The 20,883-nt window shown below is 65.0% G+C and carries 16 protein-coding genes; 9 read left to right on the plus strand and 7 right to left on the minus strand.

Features of this window, described 5'->3' with window-relative positions:
* Positions 1-116 precede the first annotated feature (116 nt).
* From NCS28_RS17495 to NCS28_RS17515, 5 genes are all read left to right on the plus strand, one after another.
* A complete protein-coding gene (locus NCS28_RS17495; protein WP_250515003.1) occupies positions 117-503 on the plus strand; it encodes a PaaI family thioesterase in 387 nt (128 codons plus the stop codon).
* Positions 504-519: 16 nt separating this feature from the next.
* Positions 520-1,437 carry a LysR family transcriptional regulator gene (locus NCS28_RS17500; RefSeq protein WP_250515004.1) on the plus strand — a complete coding sequence of 306 codons (918 nt, stop codon included), beginning with the start codon at positions 520-522 and terminating at the stop codon, positions 1,435-1,437.
* Positions 1,438-1,674: 237 nt separating this feature from the next.
* On the plus strand, positions 1,675-2,868 hold the full coding sequence (locus NCS28_RS17505; RefSeq protein WP_250515005.1) for a CaiB/BaiF CoA transferase family protein: 1,194 nt from the start codon (positions 1,675-1,677) through the stop codon (positions 2,866-2,868).
* On the plus strand, positions 2,865-3,812 hold the full coding sequence (locus NCS28_RS17510; protein WP_250515006.1) for a hydroxymethylglutaryl-CoA lyase: 948 nt from the start codon (positions 2,865-2,867) through the stop codon (positions 3,810-3,812). The genes NCS28_RS17505 and NCS28_RS17510 overlap by 4 nt, the downstream gene beginning before the upstream one ends.
* 33 nt (positions 3,813-3,845) lie before the next feature.
* Positions 3,846-5,183, plus strand: a complete 1,338-nt coding sequence (locus NCS28_RS17515; RefSeq protein WP_250515007.1) for an MFS transporter — start codon at positions 3,846-3,848, stop codon at positions 5,181-5,183.
* A gap of 77 nt (positions 5,184-5,260) precedes the next feature.
* Here the strand turns inward: NCS28_RS17515 and NCS28_RS17520 are convergent, their stop codons facing one another.
* The gene (locus tag NCS28_RS17520; RefSeq protein ID WP_250515008.1) at positions 5,261-7,660 is read right to left on the minus strand and encodes a phosphoketolase family protein; all 2,400 of its coding nucleotides are present in this window, start codon (positions 7,658-7,660) and stop codon (positions 5,261-5,263) included.
* 184 nt (positions 7,661-7,844) lie between these two features.
* Positions 7,845-9,134, minus strand: a complete 1,290-nt coding sequence (locus tag NCS28_RS17525) for a glycosyltransferase family protein (protein WP_250515009.1) — start codon at positions 9,132-9,134, stop codon at positions 7,845-7,847.
* 172 nt (positions 9,135-9,306) lie between these two features.
* Here NCS28_RS17525 and NCS28_RS17530 point away from each other — a divergent pair, with 172 nt between their 5' ends.
* On the plus strand, positions 9,307-13,674 hold the full coding sequence (locus NCS28_RS17530) for a DEAD/DEAH box helicase (protein ID WP_250515010.1): 4,368 nt from the start codon (positions 9,307-9,309) through the stop codon (positions 13,672-13,674).
* A 36-nt stretch (positions 13,675-13,710) separates the two neighbouring features.
* Here the strand turns inward: NCS28_RS17530 and NCS28_RS17535 are convergent, their stop codons facing one another.
* Positions 13,711-13,932: a hypothetical protein gene (locus tag NCS28_RS17535; protein WP_250515011.1), complete on the minus strand. Its 222-nt coding sequence runs from the start codon at positions 13,930-13,932 to the stop codon at positions 13,711-13,713.
* A 432-nt stretch (positions 13,933-14,364) separates the two neighbouring features.
* Here NCS28_RS17535 and NCS28_RS17540 point away from each other — a divergent pair, with 432 nt between their 5' ends.
* A complete protein-coding gene (locus NCS28_RS17540; RefSeq protein ID WP_250515012.1) occupies positions 14,365-16,509 on the plus strand; it encodes a protein kinase domain-containing protein in 2,145 nt (714 codons plus the stop codon).
* A gap of 92 nt (positions 16,510-16,601) precedes the next feature.
* Here NCS28_RS17540 and NCS28_RS17545 read toward each other — a convergent pair whose 3' ends face one another.
* The gene (locus NCS28_RS17545) at positions 16,602-17,282 is read right to left on the minus strand and encodes a phasin family protein (protein ID WP_250515013.1); all 681 of its coding nucleotides are present in this window, start codon (positions 17,280-17,282) and stop codon (positions 16,602-16,604) included.
* 60 nt (positions 17,283-17,342) lie between these two features.
* Between NCS28_RS17545 and NCS28_RS17550 the strand changes: the two genes are divergently transcribed.
* On the plus strand, positions 17,343-17,534 hold the full coding sequence (locus NCS28_RS17550; RefSeq protein ID WP_250515014.1) for a DUF2964 family protein: 192 nt from the start codon (positions 17,343-17,345) through the stop codon (positions 17,532-17,534).
* A gap of 21 nt (positions 17,535-17,555) precedes the next feature.
* Here NCS28_RS17550 and NCS28_RS17555 read toward each other — a convergent pair whose 3' ends face one another.
* The gene (locus tag NCS28_RS17555) at positions 17,556-17,930 is read right to left on the minus strand and encodes a DUF3564 family protein (RefSeq protein WP_250515015.1); all 375 of its coding nucleotides are present in this window, start codon (positions 17,928-17,930) and stop codon (positions 17,556-17,558) included.
* A gap of 500 nt (positions 17,931-18,430) precedes the next feature.
* Between NCS28_RS17555 and NCS28_RS17560 the strand changes: the two genes are divergently transcribed.
* Complete coding sequence (locus tag NCS28_RS17560) at positions 18,431-19,420, plus strand: zinc-dependent alcohol dehydrogenase family protein (protein ID WP_250515016.1); 990 nt, start codon at positions 18,431-18,433, stop codon at positions 19,418-19,420.
* 24 nt (positions 19,421-19,444) lie between these two features.
* Here NCS28_RS17560 and NCS28_RS17565 read toward each other — a convergent pair whose 3' ends face one another.
* Together NCS28_RS17565 and NCS28_RS17570 are read right to left on the minus strand one after the other, a co-directional pair.
* Positions 19,445-20,152: a Crp/Fnr family transcriptional regulator gene (locus tag NCS28_RS17565; protein WP_250515017.1), complete on the minus strand. Its 708-nt coding sequence runs from the start codon at positions 20,150-20,152 to the stop codon at positions 19,445-19,447.
* Between the two features lie 77 nt (positions 20,153-20,229).
* On the minus strand, positions 20,230-20,883 hold the full coding sequence (locus tag NCS28_RS17570; protein WP_250515018.1) for a glutathione S-transferase family protein: 654 nt from the start codon (positions 20,881-20,883) through the stop codon (positions 20,230-20,232).

Below are 20,883 nucleotides of genomic sequence, written 5' to 3' on the forward strand. Positions count from 1 at the left end.
GTCGTCGTGTAAATCGGACCCGCCGCGTGCGGGTTTTTTCATGTGCCCGCTGCGCTCGGCAGCCTGCGCCCGCCAATGGCACAATCGCTCGCAACGCAGGCACATCAGGAGCAGAGGTGGCGAACCTCGATCTGGACAATCCGTTTCTCGAAGCGCTCGGCGCGACATTCACCGAATGGCGCGCAGGCTACGCCGAATTCACGATGCCGATCCGGGCGGGGCATCTGAACCGCCAGCGCATTCTGCAAGGCGGCGCGATCGCCACGCTGCTCGATGCGGCGTGCGGCTACGCGGGCCTCTTCACGACGGGCGCCACGCCCGTGCACGGCTTCACGCTCTCGCTCACCGTGAATTATCTCGATCGCGGCATTGGCGAGAAGGTCGTCACGAAAGGCTTTCTCGAGCGGCAGGGACGCTCCGTGTACTTCGCGCGCGGCGAGGCGTGGGTCGACGATCGCGTGATGATCGCGAGCGCGCAAGGCACGTTCAAATACGCGCGCTGATCCGCCGCGTCCGACGATGGCCACCCGAAATCTCCTCAGACGTCTCGATCTCACGACGCTGCAACTCTTTCTCGCGGTGTTCGAGGAGGGCACGCTCACGCGCGCGGCCGAGCGCGAGGCGATCGCGGTGTCGGCGGCGAGCAAGCGGCTGCTCGAACTGGAGCAGGCGGTCGGCGCGGTGCTTTTCGAGCGCAAGGCGCGCGGCATGGCACTTACGCCCGCGGGCGAAACGCTTCTTCACCACGCGCGGCGCGTGTTGCGCGATGTCGAGAACATCGGCATCGAACTCGCCGAGCATGCGAGCGGCGTGCGCGGCTATGTGCGGATGATGGCGAACTTGTCGGCGATCGTCGAATTTCTGCCGGAGGATTTGCGCGCGTTTTCGTCGATGCACGACCAGATCAAGATCGATCTCGAAGAGCGGCCGAGCGGCGGCATCGTGGAAGGTGTGGCGGACAGTCTCGTCGATCTTGGTATCTGTTCCGGCGATGCCGACACGCGCGGGCTCGAAAGCGCGCATTACCGGCACGATCGGCTGGCGATCGTCGTGCCCGGCGATCATCCGCTGGCGCGGCGCACGAGCGTCGCGTTCGCGGAAACGCTCGATTTCGATCACGTCGGGCTGCATTCTGCCAGCTCCATCAATATGCGCACGCATCTCGCGGCGCGGCAGGCGGGCCGCGCGCTGCGGCTGCGCATTCACGTGCCGGGCTTCGATGCCGTGTGCCGCATGGTGCAGGCCGGTATGGGCGTGGGCGTCCTGCCGTTGCAGGTGTTCGAAGCGATGGGCCGCCAGCTCGGCCTCGCGGCGGTCGCGCTCGATGACGAATGGGCCGCGCGAAGTCTTGTGATCGTCGTGCGGGATTCGAATGCGCTTTCGCCCGTGAGTCGGCTGCTTTTTGATCATCTTCGGACCGTCGAGGGGCGCGAGTAGCGCGTCTTGGGCACTTTCGCTCTTTGCTTTTCGCCGGATCCCGTTTTCGTGTTGGTTTTATTAGCACTGCCCCTGTGTGGGCCGGCCGCCAACAAGAAACGGGATCCGGCGTAAAAAAGCCACACGCCCTCAACGAGCGTTCGCATTTCACGAACGATCCTTGCCGAAATGCGGTTGGACGCCCGCGAGCGTTCGCCAATAAGCTTGTCCCACAGTACAAATCAGGAGACAAGCACCATGAGCGGACCCCTTCAAGGCATTCGCGTCATCGAAATCGGCACGCTGATCGCAGCGCCGTTCGCGGCGCGCATGCTGGCCGAATTCGGCGCGGAAGTCATCAAGATCGAAGCGCCGACGAGCGGCGATCCCTTGCGCAAATGGCGAAAACTCCACGAGGGCACGTCGCTCTGGTGGTATCTGCAATCGCGCAACAAGAAATCGGTGTGCGTGAATCTCAAGTCGCCCGAAGGCGCGGACGTCATCAAGCGGCTGGCTGCGGATGCCGACATCGTCATTGAAAACATGCGTCCCGGCGCGCTCGAAAAGCTCGGCCTCGGCTGGGATGTTTTGCATGCAATAAACCCCAAGCTCACGATGGTCCGCATCTCCGGCTACGGCCAGACGGGTCCGTATCGCGATCGGCCGGGCTTCGGCGCGATCGGCGAGGCGATGGGCGGCATCCGCTACACGACGGGCGACGCCGAAGGCCTGCCCGCGCGCGTCGGCGTGAGCCTCGGCGATTCGCTGGCGTCGCTGCATGGCGTGATAGGCGCGCTGATGTCGTTGCTGCGCGTAAAGACCGGTCAGGGCGATGGACAAGTGGTCGATGTATCGCTCGTCGAAAGCGTCTTCAACCTGATGGAAAGCCTCGTGCCCGAATACGACCTGCTCGGCCATGTGCGCGAGCGCAGCGGCGGGGCGTTGCCGGGCATCGCGCCGTCGAATACGTATCGCACGGAGGATGGCGGCTTCGTCGTGATCGCGGGCAACAGCGATCCGATCTACCGGCGTCTGATGCACGTGATCGGCCGCGCCGATCTCGCCGACGATCCCGCGCTCGCCCACAACGACGGCCGCGTGAAACAGAGCGCGATGCTCGACGAAGCGATCACCGCCTGGACCTCGCATCACTCGATGGACGACGTGCTCGCGACGCTCGAACGCGAAGAAGTGCCGTCGGGCCGCATCTACTCGGTCGCGGACATCGTCGACGATGCGCACTACCGCGCCCGCGACATGCTCTTGCAGGCGGATTTGCCGGGCGGCGCATCGGTGAAGATGCCGGGCATCGTGCCGAAGCTCTCCGACACGCCGGGCGAAGTGCACTGGCAAGGTCCGGCGCTCGGCGAGCATACGCAATCGGTGCTGGAATCGCTCGGCTTTAACGACGATGAAGTGCGGCGGCTGCGTGCCGAAGGAGCGGTTCAATGAATCATGCATACAAAGAACCGCTGATAGTGCAGGAAGTCGCGCCGCGCGACGGCTTGCAGATCGAAAAGGAATGGGTCGAGACCGAAGACAAGATCGCGCTGATCGATGGCCTTTCGGCGTGCGGCATCACGCGTATCGAGGCGGGCTCGTTCGTGTCGCCCAAGGCGATTCCCGCGCTGCGAGATGGCGACGCGGTGTTCAACGGCATCCGCCGCGGAAAGGGCGTGATCTATGTCGCGCTCGTGCCGAACGTGAAGGGCGCGGAACGCGCGCTCGCCGCCCACGCCGATGAACTCAATCTCGTGATGTCCGCGAGCGAGACGCATAACCGCGCGAACATGCGCATGAGTTGCGAGTCGTCGCTGGCCGGTTTCGGCGATGTCGTGCGGCTCGTTGAGCGTGCCGGTTCCGCAGCCTCGCTAAACGCCACCGTGGCGACCGCGTTCGGCTGCCCGTTCGAAGGGCGCATCGACGAGAACCGCGTCGTGTCGATCGCGCGGACGTATCGGGAGATGGGCATCAAAGGCATCACGCTCGCCGATACGACCGGCATGGCGAATCCGCGCCAGGTCGCGCGGCTCGTTGCGCGCGTGCTCGACGACGTGCCCGCCGCGGACCTGACGCTGCACTTTCACAACACGCGCGGCCTTGGTCTGGCGAACGTCCTCGCCGCCTACGACGCAGGCGCGCGCCGCTTCGACGCCGCGCTCGGCGGCCTCGGCGGATGTCCGTTCGCGCCGGGCGCATCGGGAAACATCTGCACCGAAGACCTCGCGAACATGTGCGAGGAGATGGGCATTCCGACGGGCATCGATCTTCAAAAGCTGATCGCGCTGTCGCGCACGTTGCCCTCGCTCGTCGGACATGACGTGCCGGGACAAGTCGCGAAGGCGGGACGCAATTGCGATCTGCATCCGGTGCCCGAGTACGTCCGCGCCATCTGAAACGGAACATCAAAACAATTATTGGAGACAACCATGAGCGATTTGAGCGTAAGCGCGGCAAACAAGCCGCAGGCAATCGAGAACACCGCGGACATCATCCGCAAGGTGGCATGGCGGCTGATGCCGCTCATCATGCTGTGCTATCTCTTCGCGTTCTTCGACCGCATCAACATCAGCTTCGCGAAGTTTCAGCTACAAAGCTCGCTCGGTTTTTCCGACACGGCTTACGGCCTCGGCGCGAGTCTCTTCGTGATCGGCTACGTGCTCTTCGAAGTGCCGAGCAACATGCTGCTCTACAAGGTCGGCGCGCGGCGCTGGATCGCGCGCATCATGATTTCGTGGGGCATCGCGACCGCGCTGATGGTGTTCGTGCAGACGGAGTGGCAGTTCTACGGACTGCGCTTCATCATCGGCGCGATGGAGGCGGGCTTCGCGCCGGGCGTGCTGTATTACCTGACGCTGTGGTTCCCCGCGAGCTATCGCGGACGCATCACGTCGCTGCTGTTTCTTGCATCGGCGTTTTCGGGTCTGGTGGGCGCGCCGCTTTCGGGTCTCGTGCTCGGCCATATGAACGGCGTGTTCGGCATCGCGGGCTGGCACTGGCTGTTTTTGCTCGGCGGCCTGCCGTGCGTGCTGCTCGGCGTGCTGGTGTTGAAGGTGCTGAAGGACCGTATCGACGACGCCGCGTGGCTCACGAGCGCGGAGAAGACCTATCTGAAGAGCCAGATCTCGACGCAAAGCCAGCACACCGACACCGGCCATTCGCTGTTCGGCGCGATCAAGACGCCTGGCTTTCTGATGCTTGGCCTGATCTACTTCCTGATTCAGATCGCGTCGTACGGCTTGAACTTCTGGGCGCCGCATCTGATCCGCGCGGCGGGCACGCAGAATCCGACGATCATCGGTCTCCTGACGGCGGTGCCGTACATCTGCGGCGCGGTCTGCATGGTCGTGGTCGGGCGCATGTCGGATCGCTCGGGCGAGCGCCGCAAGTTCGTCGCGATATTGCTCGCGATGGCGGCGGCCGGCTTCTTCGCGGCAGGCATCTTCGACAAGCAGACTACTTTGCTCATCGCCGCGCTCGGCGTGATGGGCGCGGGCGTGATCGCGTCGATCCCGGCGTTCTGGGCGCTGCCGCCGAAGCTCTTGACCGGCGCGGGCGCCGCGGGCGGCATCGCGTTGATCAATACGCTGGGGCAACTGGGCGGCATCGTGAGCCCGGTGATGGTCGGCCGCATCCGCGACACGATGGGCAGCACGACGCCCGCGCTGTATGCGATCGGCGTGATGAGCGTGGTGTGCGCGCTGTTGCTGCTATTCGGCTTGCCGCAATCGCTCAGGCAGCGCGATCATTCGGAGCCCAGGGCCTGACGCAGCGCCTGCCCCGAACGTGAAAACGCCCGGCGGAGCATCGTTCGTCCGCCGGGCGTTCTGTCATCTAGCCTGCCTCAATCCTTCCATGTCCACTCACGAATCTCGTCGCGGTCGATGCCTTCTTCGTGCGCATACCGCACGCTCTCGATGATCTGATTCTTGAGCCATTCCTTCGTATGCGCGCCGCTGCCGGCGATGCGCGGCACGCGGTCGATCACGTCGATCGCAAGCGTATAGCGATCCACGCCGTTGATAATCGCGAGTTCGAACGGCGTGTTGATGTTGCCGCGCTCGCGATAGCCATGCACGTGCATGTTCGCGTGATTCGTGCGGTTATACGTGAGCTTGTGCACGAGCGAAGCATACGAGTGGAAGTTGAAGATCACCGGTTTGTCGCGCGTGAAGATGGAATCGAAATCGCGATGCGACAAACCATGCGGATGCTCCGTGTCCGGCATCAGCCTGAAGAGATCGACCACATTGACGAAGCGGATCTTCAGATCGGCGAAATTCGCCTTCAGGATTTCGACGGCCGCGAGCGCTTCCATCGTCGCGATATCGCCCGCGCACGCGATCACGACGTCCGGCTCCGCGCCCTGATCCGTCGACGCCCAATCCCAGATGCCGATGCCCTTCGCGCAATGCACGATGGCGTCGCCCATGTTGAGATACTGCAAGTGCGGCTGCTTGTCCGCGACGATCACGTTCACGTAATCATGCGAGCGCAGGCAGTGATCCGCGACGCTCAAGAGGCAGTTCGCGTCGGGCGGCAGATAAATGCGCACGACGCCCGGGCTCTTGTTCGTGACGACATCGAGAAAACCGGGGTCCTGATGCGTGAAGCCGTTGTGATCCTGACGCCACACGAGCGACGTGATGAGCAGATTGATCGACGGTACCGGCGCGCGCCAGTCGAGCTCGTTCTTCGCCTTTTCGAGCCACTTCGCGTGCTGATTGAACATCGAGTCGATTACGTGCACGAACGCTTCGTAGGTCGCAAAGAGGCCGTGGCGGCCGGTCAGGACGTAGCCTTCGAACCAGCCTTCGAGCGTGTGCTCGGAGAGCATTTCCATCACGCGGCCATCGATGGAAAGCGCGCCGCCGTCGGCGTCTTCGGGCAGCGTTTGTGCGAGCCAGCGCTTGCCCGATGCCTCGTACACGCCATCGAGCTTGTTGCTCGCGGTTTCGTCCGGGCCGAAGAGACGGAAGCTCGTCATGTTGCGGCGGATCACGTCGCGCAGGAAGGTGGCGAGCACGGCCGTCGGCGACTGATAGACGCTCGCCGAGCGCTTGAACTCGAATGCGTAGTCGCGAATGTCGGGCAGATCGAGCGACTGCCGCAGCACGCCGCCGTTCGCATGCGGATTCGCGCTGATGCGCCGCGCGCCTTCGGGCGCGAGCGCGCGCAGGGTCTCGACCAGGCGGCCGTCTTCATCGAACAATTCCTCCGGCCTGTAGCTGCGCAGCCACTCTTCCAGCAGCGCGAGATTGCGATAGTTGCTGGCCGGATCGGCGATCGGCACCTGATGCGAGCGCCAGAAATTCTCGACCTTGTGGCCGTCGACTTCCTTCGGCCCGGTCCAGCCTTTCGGCGTGCGCAGGACGATCATCGGCCAGCGCGGGCGCGTCACGTCCTGCGGATTGGCGCGTGCCTTGGCCTGAATCGCGCGAATATCGGCGATGCAGCGTTCCAGCGTCGCGGCCATGCGCTGATGCATCGCCTCCGGTTCGTCGCCTTCGACGAAATGCGGCGCGTAGCCATAGCCTTTGAAGAGATCTTCCAGCTCGTCGTGCGGAATGCGCGCGAGGATCGTCGGATTGGCGATCTTGTAGCCGTTCAGATGGAGGATCGGCAGCACGGCGCCGTCGGTCGCCGGATTGAGGAACTTGTTCGAATGCCAGGACGTGGCGAGCGGGCCGGTTTCCGCCTCGCCGTCACCGACGATCGTCGCGACGATCAGATCCGGATTGTCGAACGCCGCGCCGAACGAATGGGACAGGCTGTAGCCGAGTTCGCCGCCTTCGTGTATCGATCCCGGCGTTTCCGGCGTGCAATGCGAGCCGATGCCGCCCGGCGACGAAAACGCGCGAAAGAGTCTGAGCATGCCGCGCTCGTCGGCGCTGCGATCCGGATAGATGTCGGAATAATGGCCTTCGAGCCACGAATTGGCGAGGGTCGCGGGCGCGCCGTGGCCGGGGCCGGAGACGAACAGCACATTCAGGTCGTCGCGCTTGATGAGCCTGTTCAGATGCACCCACACGAACGACTGGCCGGGATCCGAACCCCAGTGGCCGAGCAGCCGCCGTTTGATGTGCTCGGGCTTCAGCGGCTCGCGCAGCAGCGGATTCGCGCGCAGGTAGATCATGCCGACCGACAGGTAATTGCAGGCTCGCCAGTAGGCGTCGATTTTCGCGAGGAGGTCGGGGTCGAGCGGCGTTTCGAGAGCGGTCGTGCGGGTGACGTCGTCGTTCAATTGCGGCTCCTTGGCAGGTGGGAGGATTGGTCGAGCGTCGCGCGTGTGGCTTCGCGCAGGACCGGCCCGCGCGTTCTTCAATGATCGGAAATGTTTGTGGCGTTATGTGGCAGGAAGGCCGCGGCGCCGCTCGGGCGCCGCAAGACATGATAAAGGGGCTTGGGCGATCAGGCAGGCGGCTGCGTCACTCCAGCGCGCTTTTGCGCAGGTCATAGTCCATCAGTAGCGCCCGGTTGTCTTCCCACATGCCGACATAATGGACCATGAAGCTGTCCGGGCGACGATAGATCCACGGCGTGTTGATGTCGATGAAAGACGACACCTGGAAGTCCGGCCGTTCCTCGAAGGCGTGAATGAACTGCTGCTGGTCGCCGTGGCTCGCGTAGACGTGCGACTTGTCTTCCAGCTTCGCGCACTCATCTATCACGTGCGCGAACGCGTCGTAGTTTCGCTGGTTGCGCTGAAAGCCCATGATGCCGGAGTTGAAGGTCCACGTTCCCACATCGCGCGCGAGCACGGTTTCACGCCCGTGCGTGAAGGGTTCGAGCCGCTGGTTCAGGTCGTTGATGAGCACGTCGGCGTCGAGCCAGAACACCCATTGATGATTCGGCAGATACTCGCGCAGCAGCGCGGCCTTGAACCGGTTTCCGGAGGTCTTGCCGTCGTTCAGAAGCGCCGGAATGTCGCGATGCACGTAGAGCGTATAGCCCTGACGCTCGCAGTAGCGTTTGAAGTTCGCCTCCGCGATGCGCCCGTAGCCCGTGACGTTCGGCGTATAGAGCGTGACGATCGCAATCGGCCGGTTGGGCTGAAAGACGCTGTGCGCCGAGGTATCCCGCACGCCGGTGTCGGTGAGCGTCAGATAGGGCACGCCCCGCGCGTGGCATTCGTTGATGTGTTCGAGGAGCGCCGTGCGAAACCGCCGATGCTGTTTGTCGTCCTGGATGCTGACGGAGAACGCCGGCCAGTTGGCCCAGACGCTTTGGAGGTTCGACGCAGCCGGAACGACCACGAAGACATCGCCGATGCGGTGCTGAACCGGACACGCGGTGAAGTTGTGCAGCAAGCCGGCCTCGCGCTCCGGCAGCACGACCCCGTAACGGCAACGTCCGACGAGATCCGCGACCTTCTCGCGGACCGTCGGCGTGTTGCGGAACATGAGGATGTCCGTCTGCGGCAGATCCGAATCGCTGCAAACGAGCAGCCAGTCACGGCCCGCCATGAGGTCGGTCAGGGGCGTCGAGCGCAGAAGGGCGGCGTTCTCGCTCAGCAGCAGCACGATTTCGTTGGGCTGGGCCTGTTGCAGATGGCGCAGGAGCGTTTCGTACTTGTAGACCCAGCGCACGGCGTTGTTGCTGCCGGACAGTTCGGACAGGTCGAGCTCGACGTGGCGGTAGCCGTGCTCGCGCGCATAGTGGCGATGATTGGCGAGCGCGGCGGGCGCGTTGTCGAACAGAAGGCTGATGACGATCATGGAAGCTGTGAGCGAATGGAAAGTGGGGCTTGGGCGCACGCCGGGGCGGCGCGCCGAAACCGCTCAAATGAGCGAACTGTCTAGCATCGCCGGAAGAGGGATTTGCTCGCATGGGAACTGTCCGAAAACCGCATGCAATACGCCATTTCTCAAGCACTCATAGAATGTCCGAATGATCCGAAAATCCGCTTCCGCGACCGACGCCCTGGAGGGCTTTCATCCCGCCGTCGCCGGCTGGTTCCGCTCGCGTTTTCCCGCGCCGACGGCCGCGCAGGCGCGCGCGTGGCCGCTCGTCCACGCACGGCGCTCGACGCTCGTCGCCGCGCCGACAGGCTCGGGCAAGACGCTCACCGCGTTTCTCGCCGCCATCGACGAACTCGTGCGCGACGGCATCGCCCTTGGCGGGACGCTGCCGGACGAGACGCGAGTCGTGTACGTGTCGCCGCTGAAGGCGCTGTCGAACGACATTCACGTGAATCTGGAGGAGCCGCTCGCGGGTATCGCCCAGACGCTGCGCGAATCCGGCGTGGGCGCGCCCGAAATCCGCGCGGCCGTGCGCACCGGCGACACGACGCAGCAGGAGCGCAACGCGGTCAAGAAGCGCCCGCCGCATATCCTCGTGACGACGCCCGAATCGCTCTACGTGCTGCTTTCGTCCGATTCTGGCCGCGCGATGCTCTCGACCACGCGCACGGTGATCGTCGACGAAATTCACGCGGTCGCGGGCAGCAAGCGCGGTTCGCACCTGAGCCTGTCGCTCGCGCGGCTCGACGCGCTGTGCGAGGACGCGGGCGGGCAGCGCCCGGTGCGCGTCGGCTTGTCGGCGACGCAAAAGCCGATCGAGCTCGTCGCGCAGTTTCTCGTCGGCGAAAACAGGCCGTGCGAAATCGTGGACGTGGGCCACGTCCGCGCGCGCGATCTCGCGCTCGACATTCCGCCGATGCCGCTCGAAGCGATCATGTCGAACGACATGTGGGAGCGCGTCTACGACCGCCTTGCTGAACTCGCCGGGCAGCATCGTACGACGCTCGTGTTCGTGAACACGCGGCGCATGGCCGAACGCGCGGCGCGGCATCTGACCGAGCGCCTCGGCAAGGAAGCGGTCGCGGCGCATCACGGCAGCCTCGCGCGGGAACATCGGCTGGACGCGGAACAGCGGCTCAAGCGCGGCGAGCTGCGGGTGCTGATCGCGACGGCCTCGCTGGAGTTGGGCATCGATATCGGCGATGTCGATCTCGTCTGCCAGATCGGTTCGCCGGGATCGATCGGCGCGTTTTTGCAGCGCGTCGGGCGGTCGGGGCATCACGTCGGCGGCATGCCTAAAGGGCGGCTCTTTCCGACTTCGCGCGACGATCTGATCGAATGCGCGGCGCTCGTCGACTGCGTGCGGCGCGGTGAGCTCGACGCGCTGACGATTCCGCGCGCGCCGCTCGACGTGCTCGCGCAGCAGATCACCGCCGAAGTCGCGTGCCGGGAATGGGGCGAGGACGAACTTTTCGAGCGCATCACGAGCGCGTATCCGTACGCGACGCTCGACCGCGCGCATTACGAGGCCGTGCTGCGCACGCTCGCGGAAGGCTATACCGGCCGGCAGGGCGTGCGCGCGGCCTACGTGCATCGCGATGCCGTCTCGCGCACGCTGCGCGGCCGGCGCGGCGGCAAGCTGACGGCGGTGACCTCGGGCGGCGCCATTCCCGACAACGCCGATTTCTCCGTGATCCTCGAACCGCAGGGCTTGCAGATCGGCACGGTAAACGAGGATTTCGCCGTCGAAAGCCTCGCGGGCGACATCTTTCAGCTCGGCAATACGTCGTACCGGATCATGCGCGTGGAGGGCGGGCGCGTGCGCGTGGAAAACGCCAACGGGCAGCCGCCGAACATTCCGTTCTGGCTGGGCGAAGCGCCGGGCCGCAGCGACGAGCTTTCCCACGCGATTTCCCGTCTGCGCGCGGACATCGACGCGCGGCTCGACGACGGCGTCGACTCCACGGTCGCGTGGCTCGCGGACGCGACGCAGATCGGCATAGAACCGGCGCGCCAGATCGTCGATTATCTGGCGCGTTCGCGCGCCGCGCTCACCGTGCTGCCGACGCAGGACACGCTCGTCATGGAGCGCTTCTTCGACGAATCCGGCGGCACGCAGCTCGTCATCCACGCGCCGTTCGGCAGCCGCGTGAATCGCGCGTGGGGTCTCGCGCTGCGCAAGCGTTTTTGCCGCACGTTCAACTTCGAATTGCAGGCGGCGGCGACCGAGGACGCGATCGTGCTGTCGCTGACCGGCGGCCACAGTTTCGTGCTCGACGATGTCTGGCGCTATCTGAAATCGGCGACGGCGGAACACGTGCTGATCCAGGCGCTGCTCGACGCACCGCTTTTCGGCGTGCGCTGGCGCTGGAACGCGACCAATTCGCTCGCGCTGCCGCGCTACACGGGCGGGCGCAAGGTCGCTCCGCAGTTGCAGCGCATGAGGAGCGAGGATCTTCTCGCGGCGGTGTTTCCGGATCAGGTCGCGTGCGCGGAGAACATCGCGGGCGAGCGCGACGTGCCGGCGCATCCGCTCGTCGAGCAGACCATCGACGATTGCCTGCACGACGCGATGGATAGCGACGCGTGGCTCGCGCTTTTGCGACGCATCGAAACCGGCGACGTGCGGCTCGTCACGCGCGAACTGCCCGCGCCGTCGCCGCTCGCGGCCGAGATTTTGTCGGCGCGTCCCTACGCGTTCCTCGACGATGCGCCGATCGAGGAACGCCGCACGCAGGCCGTGCTCGCGCGCCGCTGGACCGATCCGCGGTCGGCCGATGATCTCGGCGCGCTCGATCCCGAAGCGATCGCTAGCGTGCGCGACGAAGCGTGGCCCGACGTCACGAGCGCCGACGAAATGCACGAGGCGCTGACGACGCTCGCCTGCATTGCCGAGACCGAGGCGCAGCGCAGTCCGCAATGGCTTGCTTGGCTCGACGCGCTGGCGCGCTCCGGCCGCGCGACGCGTTTGCGAATCGCGGAGCACGACGCGTTGTGGACGCCCGTAGAGCGTCTCGCCTGCGTGCGCGCGATCTACGAACACGCGCCGATGGATCCGGCTTTGCAGCCGCCGCCCGGCTTCGACGACGCCTGGACGCCCGACGATGCGCTCGTCGAAATCGTGCGCGCGCGCTTGTCGGGCTTCGGGCCGCTGACGGTGCCCGAGATCGCGCGTCCGCTCGCGCTGCCCGCATCCGCCATCGCGCTCGCGTTGACGCGGCTCGAAGCGCAGGGCTACGTGATGCGCGGACGCTTTACGCCGGGCGTAGAGGCCGAACAATGGTGCGAGCGGCATCTGCTCGCGCGGATTCATCGCTATACGGTGCGGCGGCTGCGTCGCGAGATCGAGCCGGTCGAGCGGCAGGATTTCATGCGCTTTCTGCTCGAATGGCAGCGCGTCGCGCCCGACGCGCGGGGCGAGGGCCGCGACGCGCTCGCCGCCGTGCTGGAACAGCTCGAAGGATTCGAGGCGCCCGCCGTCGCGTGGGAGGAGGAAATTCTGCCGGCGCGCATCGCCGATTATTCCGGGATGTGGCTCGACGACCTTTGCCGCGCGGGCAAGCTCGTGTGGACGCGCCCGGCGGGACGTTCGCGCGCGTCGGGCGGCCCGGTGCGCGGCACGCCGATCGTGCTGTTGCCGCGCCGTCATCTGGATGCGTGGAATGCGCTCATGAGCCCGGACGAAGCGCCGCAGCTTTCGTCGCGCGCCGAACGCGTGTTCGATGCGCTGAAAGCTCACGGCGCGATGTTCTTCGACGAGCTTCTCGGCGACGTGCGGCTCTTGCGCACCGAACTGGAAGACGCGCTCGGCGAACTCGTCGCGCTCGGGCTCGTCAATGCCGACAGCTTCGCGGGCCTGCGTGCGCTCCTTACGCCCGCGGCGAAGCGCAACGCGTTCGCACGCCGTCCGAGGCGCGGCGGGCTCTTCATCGGCGGAATGGACGATGCCGGGCGCTGGGCGCTCCTGCGCCGCGCGAAGCCGGACGATGCGCGCGAGGAAGGCGACATCGAGCACGTCGCGCTGACGCTTTTGCGGCGCTACGGTGTCGTGTTCTGGCGGCTGCTTGAGCGCGAAGCCGAATGGCTGCCGCCGTGGCGCGACTTGCTGCGCGTCTATCATCGGCTCGAAGCGCGCGGCGAAATTCGCGGCGGGCGTTTCGTCGCCGGGCTCGCGGGCGAACAGTTCGCGCTGCCCGACGCGGTGCCGCTCTTGCGCGACATGCGCAAACGGCCGAAGGACGGCGCGTTCGTCGCGCTCTCGGCGGTCGATCCGCTCAATCTCGTCGGCACCTTGCTGCCGGGCGATAAGGTGCCGGCGCTCGCGGGCAATCGCGTGCTGTTTCTCGACGGCCTCCCGGTCGGCGCGGTGGTCGCTGGCAAGACGCGTTATTTCGGCGATGTCGAAGGCGAAGGGCGCGAGCGCGTGCGTCTCGCGCTCGTCAAGCGCTCGGCGCGTTCGCTCGGCACGTCGTTCGGAAGCGGGATGACGGGCACCGGCATGCCGGTGCGCCATTGAGAAAGCGAGGGAAGCGATTCCTCGCCGATGCCGGCGTCACTTCTTCGTGACGATTTTGGTCGTGAACGGCCCGGTCTGCGCGGCCGGCACGTCCTTCACCGGCACGCCCGGATAGTCGACGACACGATTCGTGTTCGACGCCGGGCGGATGCGAAACGACGCCCGCACGCCATCGCGCGCCCCGCCGATGATCGTGTGCATCGCCTGCCGGTCGAGTTCGACGCTGTCGGCGAGATCCCTGATTTTGAGGACGGCCATGGATGTTTCCTCCGGAATGGGGAGTCGTAGTCGAGTATAGACAATCCGCCTTGTCGCGCCGGATCGACTCCACGTCCCTGCGCGCAATACATCGGTCGGCAAACGCCAATGGCGGCGAAAGGCGCGTGCCTTCTGCCGCAAAGACGTTCGCGCCGAGTCATGCGAAAGCCGTGCCAATGCGGCGCGTAGCGGCAAGACCATGATTCGCCGATGTTTTATCCACATTCGACAGATGCCTCATCGCCCGATCTGCCGCCACCGCGCCGACACTCGCCGCCGATGTGTCGGTCTCCGAACGACATGTGCGCGATGCCGCGCATGATGGCAAACGCCATTTGCGAAAGCGTCATGTGGAGGCTAGTATCGAACGAGCACCGGGGTTTTGTTACGACAAGTCAGTTCGATCGATCGGAGCCGCATCGCGACGCACAGATGACAAGTTTTGCGCAAGCGATTCGTACTTATCGGGGCGACGGCGGGTCGCGCGACGAGTTCTTTGCGGGAGTGGACGGCGCATTGGCGACCGAGCAGACTCCGGCGAAGCGGCTCATGGAGATCCTCGACGAGGAGCACGCGGCGCGGCCTTTGCCGCCCGACATCTATGCGGCCATCCGCCGCCGTATCGAGCATGGGGCGCGCATGCGCCCGCAAGCCGATTCCCCCACGGGCCCCGCAAGCCGCGACGAGACGCGTCTGCAAACATCGCCGGGCTTCGCGCCGCCGCAGTCGCGCGATCCGAGCAGCGGCACCGGCAGCCAGGCGACGCAGGTGATCGTCGACCACGATCAGCAGATGAAAGGCGTCGGCGACACGCTCAACAGCCGCTTCGTGCTGGAAGAATGTCTCGGCATCGGCGGGATGGGCACCGTCTACAAGGCGCTCGATCTGCGCAAGCTGGAAGCGTCGGACCGGCGTCCGTATGTCGCGATCAAGGTGCTCAATCTCCAGTTCCGCGGCAATCCGAAATCGCTGATCGCGTTGCAGCGTGAAGCGCGCAAGGCGCAACAGCTCGCGCACCGGAACATCGTCACTGTTTACGACTTCGATCGCGATGGCCAGATCGTCTATTTGACGATGGAATATCTCTCCGGGCAGCCGCTGTCCCGATTGCTTCGGAACCCGAATTTCAAGGGCATGCCGTTTTCCGAGGTCTTTCCGATCTTCAAGGGCATGGCGAACGCGCTCGCCTACGCGCACGAACGCGGATTCGTCCACTGCGATTTCAAGCCGGCCAACGTGTTTCTGACCGACACGTCCGAAGTGAAGGTGATCGATTTCGGGATTTCGCGCGTCATTCAACGGCCCGAGGAAGAGACCGAGGCGACCGTGTTCGATCCCGGCAGTCTCGGCGCGATGACACCGGCGTACGCGAGCCCGGAGATGATGGAGCATCGCGAGCCCGATCCGCGCGACGATATCTACGCGCTAGGCTGCATCACGTATGAACTGTTGACTGGTAAGCATCCGTTCGATCGCGTGCCCGCGTTGCAGGCGAAGAGCGCGGGCATGAAGCCGCAGCGCCCCGAGCATCTCGGCAACCGGCAGTGGAAGGCGCTGAAGGCCGCGCTCGCGTTCGAGCGCGAGGCGCGCACGCCGAGCGTCGTGCAATTCCTCGAAGAGATCGCCGAAGAGCACGCCGCGCCGGCCACGGGCCGCAAGGCGAAAAAGCGCGGCGCGCCGAAGTTCGCAATCGGCGCGGGGGTGGTCGTGGCGGCGTTGATCGCGGGGGCGGGCTATTACTTCTACGAGCAGTCGAAAGGTGGCGAGGAAGCCGCGCGCGAGGCGCCGTCGCGCCCACCCGAAGGAAGCGCCACCGGCGCCGTGACCGCGCACGCGCCCGAAACGCCTGCGCCGGCTTCCGTCGTGGCGGTCACGCCCGCCGTGCCGCCGACGCCCGTTCCCGCGCTCACGACGGCCGCCGTCACGCCCGTGCTCGCGAGCGTGCCGTGTTCGGCGCTGGTCGCGTCGGTGCACGATCAGACCGTCGACGTGCAGGGGTTCGTGTCGCAGAAATACGGTCTCGCGCGCCTGAAGGAAGCTCTCGGCCGTGTGCCCGGCGTGAAGACCACGAACTTCGGCGTGCAGCAGGTCGCCGACGACAAATGCGATCTGCTCAAGGTGTTCGGCCCGTTCTGGACGGCGAACCGTCAATCGGGCAGGCCGGCGTCGGTGCATACGCGCTCGCGCGCGACGCGTCTCACCGAAGGCGAACCGCTGATCATCGATCTGATGACGCCCGCGTTCGAGTCCTACGTCAACGTCGACTACTACATGCTCGATGGCAGCGTCGTGCATCTGTTACCGAATGCGCGCTCGCGCGACAACCAGGCGCCGGCGAACTACACGGCGACCATTGGCACCATGGGCGATTGGGTGGTCGGCAAGCCGTTCGGCTCGGAGATGATCGTGTTGACGGTCGCGCCCGCGCCGCTTTTCGATGCGCCGCGCCCCGACAGCGAGGCTAAGCCGGAATATCTGCGCGCTGTCGAGAAGCGCCTTTCCGCGCTGGCGGGCAAGTACGGCCGCGAGCGCGTGGCAGTCGATATATTCCAGATCACGACGCAGGGCAAGAAATAACTTCGTCGGATTTTCCGTGAAGCGAGAACGACGCCGACCGCGCGCTCCATGGACGCGACGCGGCCGGCATTCAGAGAAGAGAACGCGCGAGGCTAGGTCTTCGGCTTCTCGATCGAAGCCTTCAGTTCCCTCAAAGCATCTTCCATCCGCTTGCTGACGAGCGCGTACGCTTCCGCCTGAGTCTGCTGGGTCGTGCGCGCGATGTCCTGCATGTCGGCGAGTGCGTTGTGCAGTGCGCGTTGCACGACTTCATTGGCGTTGAACGGCGGTTGCGTCGACGTAGTGGCGAATTGCTTCGCGATGGTTTCGAGATCGCTCAAAGTCCGGCGCAGTATTTCGACTTGTTTGTCGCGCAGCGCCTCCATGCCGCCGAACGCGACGCGGTTGGTCGCCGCGAGCGCTTCGACGTCCTTGCGCCGCGATTCCATGATCGCGGTGACGTCGAACCCAGGAAGCTGATACTGCTGGAACATGGCGGCAAACTGGCTGAACGGATCGCTGAAATTTTGATTCATCGTGCCTCCCCAGGGTTCTGTCGATCGAATGTGAGCCATTCTTGCGGGCAAAGGCGAGGATGGCCCGGGCAGCATGCGCCGTTCGCGCGCGATCATGTCCGACGCGCAGACAGCACCTGATACTACCAATATAAGCGTCGGAAATGGGGGAAGGGAAAACACCAGAACGGTCGGTCGAATCGGCGCCCGGGGAAGCTTGATGCAGGTCAATGCATGCCGCGCCGCGCAAACGACCATGGATTTTATGGCGGCGCGCATATCGACCGCGCGCAGAAACCGCGCGCGCGGCCCACGCCGCCCGGCGGTCGGGAGAACATCATGGTCAGGGGTGAAGGGCGCATCGTCGCGGCCTTGGGCGCCGTCTTCTTGACGCTGGGCGGCATCAATGCGGCGCTGCGCGGCCTGCTCTTCGACGAGACCGCCGTGATGTACTACGGCGTGCTCGCGATTCTCATCGGGGCTGCGTCGTTCGTCGTGATGCTCACGCCGTTGCCGGGCGACGAGCCCTGATCCTGAGATTGCGCACGTCGATCAGATTCCCTCCTCGCCCGCGAAAACCCCGCGCTCCGCCTTGATCTGCTCGCGGTCGATGCACTGTACGTGCCATCGTCCGGTGCTCTTCATCGCCGCGCCGTCCGCATACCACAGCACGCGTCCCGCGAGCCCTTCGCACGGGCCGTCCGGCGCGTCGACATCGAGGCGCTCCAATACGCAGATCGGCTCGCCGACGTGCTGGCCGCAGATCATCGTGCCGTTCGATCCCGAGCGCAAGCCGCCCCAGTCCGGCACCTCCACTGCCTGGTGGCCCTCGCGCGACCATCGGCGAGTTTCCTTGTCGAGCCACAGGATGGCGTAGGCCGCCGATTGAGCGCCTTCGAAGCCATCCAGCTTGACCGTGATACGCATGTCATCCTCCATGAAACGATTCGATGGACGAGACGCTCAGCACTTTCGCACTGGCCATGAGCGCCCTCGATGAATGGCGGCTCGCGCCGCGCGTAGTGTTAAGGCGTTACAGCGCGGTTCGTACAGACCGCGATCAAGGTTCGAACTGCGCGCGGCCGATAAGTTTAAACGCGGCGCATGTAATGGGTTCCATCGGACATGCTTTGCTTAACTTGCCGTGCCGCAACAGTGAAGACATTCGAAGCCATTAAGCAAGTCCGATGCCGAAAACGCGACCGCAACATTCGGCTTCGTGACTTGAGTTTAGTATGACAATCTGACGCTTCAGCGACAAGCGTCGGAGGCATATCGCCGCATCTAGGTGTGATCCAAGGTGAACGAACATTGTGCGAGGCACGTTACATCGACGCTCGTTGCTCGTGCACATGTGCACCACGTCGGCTTGGCGCGCCCCACCGCATCGCCGCTGCACTGCAATATCGAATTGAGGAGACGCACTCATGCGCGCAATGGTTTTCGACGGCAAGGCTCCCGTTCTGCAAATGCTCGATCTGCCGGACCCTATGCCGAGCGCGGGAGAGCTGCTCATGGACGTCCATGCGTGCGGCGTGTGCCGCACCGATCTGCATGTGGTCGACGGCGAACTCGCGTATCCGAAACGGCCGGTAATTCCGGGGCACGAGATCGTCGGGACGGTCGCGCGGCTCGGCGCGGGCGTGACGGACTTCGCGGTCGGCGATCGCGTGGGCGTGCCGTGGCTGGGTCATACGTGCGGGCACTGTCGCTATTGCGCGGCGGGGCGCGAGAATCTGTGCGATACGCCCGGCTTCACGGGCTATACGATCGACGGCGGTTATGCGGAACGCGTCATTGCCGATGCGCGCTACTGCCTGCACCTGCCGCAGCGTTATTCGGATGTCGAAGCGGCGCCGCTGTTATGCGCGGGACTCATCGGCTTTCGCACGCTCGCGATGGCGGGCGATGCCGAGCGCATCGGCATCTATGGCTTCGGCGCAGCGGCGCATATCGTCGCGCAGGTGGCGAGGCACGAGGGGCGCGCGGTCTATGCATTCACGCGTCCCGGCGATACCGCCGCGCAACGGCTCGCGCTCGATCTGAAGGCGCATTGGGCCGGCGGCAGCGACGAGACGCCGCCCGACAAGCTCGACGCCGCACTCATCTTCGCACCGGCCGGCGCGCTCGTGCCAGCGGCGCTCAAGGCGGTCGCGAAGGGCGGCGCGGTGGTGTGCGGCGGCATCCACATGAGCGACATTCCTTCGTTTTCCTACGACCTGCTGTGGGGCGAGCGCCGCCTCATGTCGGTGGCGAATCTCACGCGCGAGGATGGGCGCGCGTTCATGAACATCGCCGGGCAGTTTCATCTGGATCTGCACACGACGCCTTATCCGCTCGACGAAGCCAACCGCGCGCTTGCCGATCTTCGCACGGGCAAGCTTACGGGCGCGGCCGTGCTCACGGTGCGCGGGTAAATCGAATAAATCGACGAACGTTCGTCAGTGATGTTCGAGCATCGTGCGATCGACGATGCGCACCTGCCGTCCATTGAGCCCGATCGCGCCCTCGCGTTGCAGCTTCGACAGCATGCGGCTCACGGTTTCCAGTTCCAGCCCCAGATAGCTGCCGATGTCCGCGCGCGTCATCGGCAGGATCAGTGCGCTCGTCTGTCCGCGTGCCGAGCCAGCGCGCGCGTCGAGGCGCTCGGAGAAATCGAGCAAAAACGCGGCGACGCGCTCGCGCGCGGGCATCGTGCCGAGCATCAGCGCGAGACGCGACGCGCGCACGATTTCCGCGCTCATGATCGCGAGCAGTTCGTGCTGCATCGCCGCGTATTCACGGCACAAGGGTTCGAGAATGCCGACCGGCATGATGCGCACGATGCTCGGTTCGAGCGCAATGGCGTCGCTTTCGTGCCGGCTCGTGCACACGCCGTCGAGCCCGAGCGTTTCGTTCACGAAGTGGAAACCCGTGACCTGCATGTGCGGGGCGCTGTCGTCGTTGACGCTGGGATAGGTCGCGACGGTCTTGAAGCAGCCGCTTTGCACCGTATAGAGGCTGCGCAGCGGTTCGCCCATGCAGTAAAGCGCATCGCCGCGTTCGACGGTGCGCGTCGGAAACGGAATGGCGTCGGCGTCCGAAAAGCGGACGTGCAGCGTCGGCGCGGCACGCCTCACCGAAGCGCCTGGGTCGATTGACGGTTCCATGACGGGCTTCCTCCTACAGACTGAGTATGGTTCACGGATGAAGGAAAGGAAAACCCGCGCGTCGGCGCAGCGGCGTTTCAGAATTCGATATCCAGCTCGTCGATTTCCTCGGCTTCCTGTTGCGCTTCGGCGATCCACTGGCGCATGTCCGGCATCGCGAGGATGCGCTCGCCGTACCCGACGATATCGGCGTCGAGCTTCACGTCGTAGGTGACGAAGCGCGTGACGACCGGCGCGAACATCGCATCCGCGCACGAGCGTTCGCCGAACAGATACGGGCCGCCGTATTGCGCGAGACACTCGTGCCAGATGGTCACGATGCGCTCGATGTCGGTCTGCGCGCGCGCCCACACCTTGAAGCCGGGAAAGTGCGCCTTCAGGTTCATCGGCAAGGCGGAGCGCAATGCGGCGAAGCCCGAATGCATCTCGCCGCAGATCGCCCGGCAATGCGCGCGCTCGGCGCGTTCCTTCGGCAGCAGACCGGCATCGGGACGTACTTCGTTCAGATACTCGGCGATCGCGAGCGTGTCCCAGACCTTGATGCCGTCGTGAAAGAGGCACGGCACGAGTATCGATGGCGACAGCAGAAGCAGCTCGGCGCGCGCGCCGGGATCGTCGGCGGGCATGACGACTTCCTCGAAAGGCAGTCCGCTGAACTTCGTGAGCAGCCAGCCGCGCAGTGACCAGGACGAATAGTTCTTGCTGCTGATGGTGAGCGTGGCGTTCGCCAT

The organism is Caballeronia sp. INDeC2 (genome assembly GCF_023631325.1).
Classification (GTDB): domain Bacteria; phylum Pseudomonadota; class Gammaproteobacteria; order Burkholderiales; family Burkholderiaceae; genus Caballeronia.

Excerpts from the sequence above, each read along its gene's own strand:
- NCS28_RS17500 (WP_250515004.1), top strand. The coding sequence starts at position 520 with ATGGCCACCCGAAATCTCCTCAGACGTCTCGATCTCACGACGCTGCAA.
- NCS28_RS17505 (WP_250515005.1), top strand. The coding sequence starts at position 1,675 with ATGAGCGGACCCCTTCAAGGCATTCGCGTCATCGAAATCGGCACGCTG.
- NCS28_RS17510 (WP_250515006.1), top strand. The coding sequence starts at position 2,865 with ATGAATCATGCATACAAAGAACCGCTGATAGTGCAGGAAGTCGCGCCG.
- NCS28_RS17515 (WP_250515007.1), top strand. The coding sequence starts at position 3,846 with ATGAGCGATTTGAGCGTAAGCGCGGCAAACAAGCCGCAGGCAATCGAG.
- NCS28_RS17525 (WP_250515009.1), bottom strand. The coding sequence starts at position 9,134 with ATGATCGTCATCAGCCTTCTGTTCGACAACGCGCCCGCCGCGCTCGCC.
- NCS28_RS17530 (WP_250515010.1), top strand. The coding sequence starts at position 9,307 with ATGATCCGAAAATCCGCTTCCGCGACCGACGCCCTGGAGGGCTTTCAT.
- NCS28_RS17535 (WP_250515011.1), bottom strand. The coding sequence starts at position 13,932 with ATGGCCGTCCTCAAAATCAGGGATCTCGCCGACAGCGTCGAACTCGAC.
- NCS28_RS17540 (WP_250515012.1), top strand. The coding sequence starts at position 14,365 with ATGACAAGTTTTGCGCAAGCGATTCGTACTTATCGGGGCGACGGCGGG.
- NCS28_RS17545 (WP_250515013.1), bottom strand. The coding sequence starts at position 17,282 with ATGCGCGCCGCCATAAAATCCATGGTCGTTTGCGCGGCGCGGCATGCA.
- NCS28_RS17550 (WP_250515014.1), top strand. The coding sequence starts at position 17,343 with ATGGTCAGGGGTGAAGGGCGCATCGTCGCGGCCTTGGGCGCCGTCTTC.
- NCS28_RS17555 (WP_250515015.1), bottom strand. The coding sequence starts at position 17,930 with ATGCGTATCACGGTCAAGCTGGATGGCTTCGAAGGCGCTCAATCGGCG.
- NCS28_RS17560 (WP_250515016.1), top strand. The coding sequence starts at position 18,431 with ATGCGCGCAATGGTTTTCGACGGCAAGGCTCCCGTTCTGCAAATGCTC.
- NCS28_RS17565 (WP_250515017.1), bottom strand. The coding sequence starts at position 20,152 with ATGGAACCGTCAATCGACCCAGGCGCTTCGGTGAGGCGTGCCGCGCCG.
- NCS28_RS17570 (WP_250515018.1), bottom strand. The coding sequence starts at position 20,883 with ATGGCGAACGCCACGCTCACCATCAGCAGCAAGAACTATTCGTCCTGG.